The sequence below is a fragment of the Actinocorallia lasiicapitis genome (assembly GCF_054778695.1).
Window position 1 is genome coordinate 1 of record NZ_BAAGZI010000366.1, and the last position, 5,871, is coordinate 5,871.

The following is a 5,871-nucleotide window of genomic DNA, read 5'->3' on the forward strand; positions in this document are numbered from 1 at the left end:
CGGGCCGCCGTCGCTGACACGCTGCTGCCCCGGCTCCAGAAGAACGGCCGGATCGCCCCGCCCGTCCTCACTCCCGCCGAAGCGGGCCCGCTGCTGCTGGCGCTCGCCTACACCGAGCAGCCCGGCACCCTGCCCGAACTGCGGGACGCGGCCGTCCGCTATCTGGACGGGCCGCGCGCCCTGCACCGCTACTTCGCCCCCGACCGGCTCGCCGACCTCGATCTGCCGGGCCCCCGGCCGGGGCTGGTGCGCCGGCTGCTCAGATCGGACCTGCCGTGATCACCCTGTCGGTCGTGATGCCGATGCGGAACGTCGAGCACCAGGTCGAGGCGCTGCTGTGGAGTCTCGCGCGCAACTCCCGTCCGGATTTCGAGTTCCTGGCGGTCGACGACGGCTCCACCGACCGCACCCCTGCCCTGCTGGCGCGGGCCGCGATCCCGAACCTCACCGTCCTCACCCACACGGTTCCGGCCGGTCCGAGCGCCGCCCGCAACACGGGCCTGGCCGCCGCTTCGGGCGCCTATCTGACCTTCCTCGACGGCGACGACTGGATCCGTCCCGGCTATCTCGCCGACCTCGTCGCCAAGATCGAGATGCTGGGCTGCGACTTCGTGATCTCCGACCATGTCCAGGTCCGCGCCCACAAACGCACCCGCCACCGCCCCCCGGAGGGCCGCCGCGACCGTGTCCTCCCGGCCCGCGACGCGATCCTCCCCCACCACGAAGCGTCCATGGTCGACTACCCGTACACCTGGTCGGGCATCTACCGCCGCTCCCTCCTCGACCAGGGCCTCCTGCACTTCAACCCGGCCCTGCACACCGCCGAGGACCGCCCCTGGTTCTGGCGTCTCTACCGCCGCGCCTCGACCTTCGCCGTCACCTCCCTGCAGGGCGTCCACTACCGCCGCGACTCCCCCACTTCCCTCACCCAGATCGGCGACGCCCGCCAACTCCACTTCTTCGACGCCTTCGACCAGGTCCTGTCCGACCTCACCGAAGACCCCGACCCCACCCGCTTCCACCACAAGGCCATCCGCAACTACTGCGCGATCATCGCCCACCACCTCACCACCGCCGACCGCCTCACCCCACCCGTCCGCGCCTCGCTCCACACCCGAACCCGCTCCACCCTCGCCACCTTCCCCCCACCCACCCTCACCGAAGTCCTCCGAGGCACCACCCCCGACCGCCGCCTCCTCTTCACCCCCTACCTCCCCTGATCAGGCAAAATGGGTCTTATGTTGGAAAGAAGGAAGCAGCGGTGGCAGCTCATGGCCCTGCTGCTGGCCGTCGGGATCGCTCCGCAGCTCGTCAAGCCGTTCCGGCCGACCGAGCTGCTCTACCTCGGCGGGCTGCTGCTGCTGGTGGTGGTGGTGTTCGTCGCGGGCGAGTTGGCGGAGCGCTGGCCGGCCTGGCCGCGGATCTACCCCTGGGCACTCGTGGCAGGGCCGTTCGGCTTCGTGGCGTGCTTCGTCGCGGCGAACATCGCGGCCGAGCTCTCGGGCAGATACGGCATCGCCTCACGAGCCGATCTACCGTGGGGCCTGATCTGGGCGACGACCGGAGCGCGAAGCGACGGAGCGGCCTTCGACATCGGCTGGGGCCTGGTGACCACGCCAGTGATCTTCGCGCTGCTCGTCGGAGCAGTACGCACGGTGATCGTGGTACGCCGCGACGCCCCGCTACCTCCGCCACGGGACAGCCATCCATCGGCACCACCTGAATGATCAGGTTCTTGCCATCGACCGACCGCACCGTCTCCCCTGATCAGGGCAGGACGAGGACGCTGTAGGAGGAGTCGAGGATCGGGGGGAGGGGGAAGCGGTGTACGGGGGTCGTGCTGCCGTAGGCCACTTCGATGCTGCGGTGCAGGAGCTGGCCTGGTACCTGGCAGGTGAATTTTTCGTAGGGGATTCCGGCTGCGATGTCGGGGGTTCCGTCGCCGTCGAAGTCTCGGAGGGATACCGATGATCCGTAGCCTCCGGCTGGTGTTGCGCCGGGGCTGAGCGTCTTGCGCAGGGTGAACCGTCCGGACGGGGTCACGTTGTACAGGCGTATCCGGGCGGCTGGCGCGTCGCCGAGCGCGAGCACCCTGTGGCCGATCGACAGGGCACCGGCGCCGAGCTGTGGGGACTCTGACGCCTTGCTTCTGGCGAGGCCCTTGGGGGTGCCTCGCCATACGCGGGCTCGGGTGTTCAGGGAGTAGGCGATCTCCGCGCGGCCGTCGCCGGTGAGGTCGCCGACGGCCAGTTCGCCTGGGCCTGCCTTGACCTTGACGGTGACCGGCTTCCGTAGTGCTTTGGCATGGCCGGGGAAGACGCTCAGGCGGTTGGGGGTTCGGGTGGTGAGGTCCTTGCGGCGGAACCAGGACAGGACCAGGTCATCGCGGCCGTCGCCGTTGAAGTCTCCGGCGGCGGCGTCGCGGACGTACGACTTCTTGTCCCAGACGGGGAGTTTTGTCGCCTTTCTGGTGTGGCGGAAGCGGGGGGCGCCCCGGAAGATCCAGGCGTGGCCGCCGAAGACCTCAGACGCGAACAAGTCCGTGTAGCCGTCCTTGTCGAAGTCGCCAGCGGCGAGTGCGAAGCCGAACTTCGAGCCTGCCCTGCGGGGCGGCTTCAGCAGGACGGGACGTTCGTTCAGGCCGCGCCTGCCGCCGAAGAACAGCCTGACCGAGCCACGGCCCGCCGCGTCGTCGACGCCGCCGACCGCCAGGTCCGCGTAGCCGTCGCGGTCGAAGTCGCCGGAGGCCAGCACCCGTCCGAAGCCCTGCCACAGCCCGGCGCTGTTGGTCGCGGGCGGGCCGAGCACGATCCTCGGCTCAGCGCCGACGCCCGAAGCCGAGCCGTACAGCACACCGATCGCCCCCCGGTAGGGACGGTCACCCGCGGGGAACTGCCACGTCGGCACCCCGAACGCCACATCCCCGTACCCGTCCCCGTTGAAATCCCAGGCCCTCGCCCCCGCGACGGCCGCGGCCGCCCCGCCGGGCACTCCGAGAACCCCGGCGACCAGCACCCCGACCATCCCGCCCGCAAGCCGTCCCATCGGATCCCGCCGCCTTCCCGTCCCGGAAAATCCGTCCCGGACAAGATGCCCGCCCCGTCCCTCCGACCGGCGAACGCCCGATGAACAAGGCGCTTCGCCCGCTTCATCTACGGAAGGCCCACTTCACGTCGGGCTCCACGACGGGCTTGAGGATCCGGGCGACGGCCGGTTGGGCAAGGACGACCGCGAGAACCGTCGCGGCGACGGAGAGCAGCAGCGCACCATGGACCGTCCGGGTCCATTTCTCCGCGAACAGCCCGCTGTACTTGGCGGCATAGATGACGAACCCATGCAGCAGATACACATAAAGCGTGTACTGCCCCAGCCCGGTGAACCAGGTGCGGCGGCGCGGCACCACCGCGAGGAACGCGAACGCCACGACCGCGGCCAGAGCCAGCAGCCCCAACCGGAGCGCGGCCCCTTCAAGACGTCCATGGCCCAGTTCCCGGTAGGTGTCGGCGTACCAGAACCAGGCGACGGGGAACTCCCGCGACCACAGCCACATCCCCAGCGCGACGGCCGCGAGCAGCGCCGCCCCACCAATGCGGACCCCCCGCTCCTTCAGCAATTCGAAATGCGAAGGCTTCAAACAGAGCCCGAGAACGAAGAAAGGCAGGAACCCGACGGTCCGATGCAGATCGAACTCCCCCGGCAGCGGAAAGAACCCGGCCGTCACCGATACAAGAACGGCCAGGGCGAGCGGCCACCGCACCTTCTGCCAGAACGACACCGACGCCCGCCAGATCACCAGCGAACAGATAAACCACATCAATCCATAAGGGTCATAGGGATTGAAGTGATTATCCGCCCCGCCCACATACCTGTCGTAGTTCACATAGGCGATCTGAAACAGCAGATAAGGCACGACAAGCTGCACCACCAGCCGCACCGACCGGTTCTCCGCCCGCCCGAACGACCGCGAGAAATACCCGGTGATCAGGATGAACGCCGGCATGTGGAACAGATAGATGAACGCGTAAGCGCTGAGCGTCCCCCTGATCCCCCGGACGTTCTCGATCGTGTGCCCGATGACGACCAGGACGATCAGAAGGAACTTCGCGTTGTCGAAGAACGCGTCTCGGCCGGGGACTGCCGGAGCGCCCGCCGCACTTTGACGAGCCTCCGGTAGGCGATCGGCGGCAGCTCCAGCCGGAGCGTCGCCCGGGTCCTTCGCCACCGTGACGCCTGGTGCGGTCTCGCCGGGGGGAGCTCCGTGCATACCGTCTCCTGGAGGGAGTCCGCCCAGTCGTTCGCTTCGGCGGGGTGGAAGTAGTTGGCGTCGCACCAGTCGGGGTCCGGGGTGCGGAAGTGTCCGGCTTCGAGGTCGGCGAGCGTGCCGAGCACCCCGCTGCCCTCGAACACCAGGTTGATCATTTCGGCGTTGACGCCGAAGTCGGCGAGCACGTTGACGGGCACTCCCGCGGCGATCGCCTCGAGCGCGGCCGTCGAGCTGACCGTGACGAATCCGAGCGCCCGGGCGAGCTGTTCGTGCATCGGCCCGGCGTCGAACGTCAGCAGCGAGTGGTCGACGTCGAGTTCGTGCCACAACGTCTCGTAGTGCAGCCGTTCGTGGTGGGTCTGCTGCTCGTCGGCGCGTGCCCTGAGCTTCACCACCACTTCGACGTCCGGGTGGCCGGCCGAGAGCGCGGCGAGCGCCCGCAGGATCGCGACGCGTTCCTCGCGCAGCACCGGCACCTTCGCCTGGGTCGCGAACACCACCCGGTCCCGGACGGGCCCCCGGGCGGCGGCGCCGTGCAGGAACGGCAGGGTCGCCAGCACGGTCTTCCCGGCGATCCCGAGCCGGTCGGCGATCTCGCTGAACTCGGCGACCTCCCGCGCGCTGTGCACGACGAACAGGTCGCAGCCCGAACGGAACCGCCACGCTTTCGCGCTGGCGGGCACCGAGATCCCGGGCAGCCCGGTCAGCAGCAGCCTGCGCCGGTCGCGGTTGGCGTAGTCGGTCAGCACCCTGACCACGGGCCCGGTCGCCGACAGCAGCACGGCGTCCGGGTCGTACTCCTTGATCAGGGCGCGAAGCTGCCGCCCGGTGAGCACCGGTGGCACGTCCTGCCCGGTCCCGCTGACGGCCGCGGCCCGCTGCTCTTCGGACGGCGTGATCGGCGACCGGACGACGACGAGCCGCTGCTCCCACCCGTCGGGCAGCCCGCGCAGCAGCGCGGCGGCCCATTTCAGATAGGAGTCGGAGTCGGCGACGGCGAGCAGCTTCACACGAGCTCCGGACCGAGGGTGAACAGGCTGAGGTGGGTGCGGAGCGACTGGTCGGCCTGCTCGGTCCACCATCCGGCGGGCACGGTGACGCCTTCGATCCGCGGCCCTTCCTCGCCGAGCAGCACCCGCAGCGAGGTCAGCGCCGTCGAGGGCAGGCTGACGACCCGGTGCCGTCCGCTCAGCCCCCGCAGGCTCAGCTCGACGGGCAGATCGCGTTCCACGAGGGTGACGCGGGGGTCGTCGCGCAGCAGCGCCAGCACTTCGGGGTCCTCCCGCCGGTGCGGGAAGTAGGCGCACCGCTCGACCGCGAGCATCGATTCGACCCAGCCCAGGTACGACGCCTTGTCGACGAGCCCGTTCCGCACCAGTGACGTGCCGAGCAGCACGGTCCGCTCCTGCGGCGCGGGGTCGGCGGGCAGCGACCGCAGCCACGGGAAGTCGTGCTGGACGACCTCGATCCCGAACCGGCGTGCCCGTACGAGCACCGCGTTCGGCACGGGCAGCCCGGTGAAGACCGTCACCCTTCCGTCGCGGGCGGCGGCCCGCAGCCGCGAGCCCGCCAGGGTGCCGAGCGCCCGCCGGACGTGCCCGGCCGAG

Annotated in this window: 6 protein-coding genes and 1 pseudogene; 3 read left to right on the top strand and 4 right to left on the bottom strand. The window is 69.9% G+C overall.

Going from position 1 to position 5,871, the window contains the following annotated elements; translation table 11 throughout:
• The 3 genes from ACYVE7_RS27680 to ACYVE7_RS27690 all read left to right on the top strand — a co-directional run.
• Nucleotides 1-279: hypothetical protein (locus tag ACYVE7_RS27680; protein WP_460368644.1), on the top strand; the 279-nt coding region annotated here is incomplete at its 5' end.
• Entirely contained in the window at nucleotides 276-1,220 is a 945-nt protein-coding gene (locus ACYVE7_RS27685; RefSeq protein WP_460368645.1) for a glycosyltransferase family 2 protein, read from the top strand. The genes ACYVE7_RS27680 and ACYVE7_RS27685, both read left to right, overlap by 4 nt.
• A gap of 18 nt (nucleotides 1,221-1,238) precedes the next feature.
• Nucleotides 1,239-1,727 (top strand): hypothetical protein, encoded by a 489-nt coding sequence (locus tag ACYVE7_RS27690; RefSeq protein ID WP_460368646.1) that lies wholly within the window; start codon nucleotides 1,239-1,241, stop codon nucleotides 1,725-1,727.
• A 40-nt stretch (nucleotides 1,728-1,767) separates the two neighbouring features.
• Here the strand turns inward: ACYVE7_RS27690 and ACYVE7_RS27695 are convergent, their stop codons facing one another.
• The 4 genes and pseudogenes from ACYVE7_RS27695 to ACYVE7_RS27710 form a co-directional block, all read right to left on the bottom strand.
• On the bottom strand, nucleotides 1,768-3,045 hold the full coding sequence (locus tag ACYVE7_RS27695) for an FG-GAP and VCBS repeat-containing protein (protein WP_460368647.1): 1,278 nt from the start codon (nucleotides 3,043-3,045) through the stop codon (nucleotides 1,768-1,770).
• 103 nt (nucleotides 3,046-3,148) lie between these two features.
• Complete coding sequence (locus tag ACYVE7_RS27700) at nucleotides 3,149-4,093, bottom strand: acyltransferase family protein (protein WP_460368651.1); 945 nt, start codon at nucleotides 4,091-4,093, stop codon at nucleotides 3,149-3,151.
• Complete coding sequence (locus tag ACYVE7_RS27705) at nucleotides 4,090-5,274, bottom strand: DUF6716 putative glycosyltransferase (protein ID WP_460368649.1); 1,185 nt, start codon at nucleotides 5,272-5,274, stop codon at nucleotides 4,090-4,092. Before ACYVE7_RS27705 ends, ACYVE7_RS27700 begins: the two co-directional genes overlap by 4 nt.
• Nucleotides 5,271-5,871: pseudogene (locus ACYVE7_RS27710) on the bottom strand (hypothetical protein); the annotation flags it as partial. The pseudogene ACYVE7_RS27710 and the gene ACYVE7_RS27705, both read right to left, overlap by 4 nt.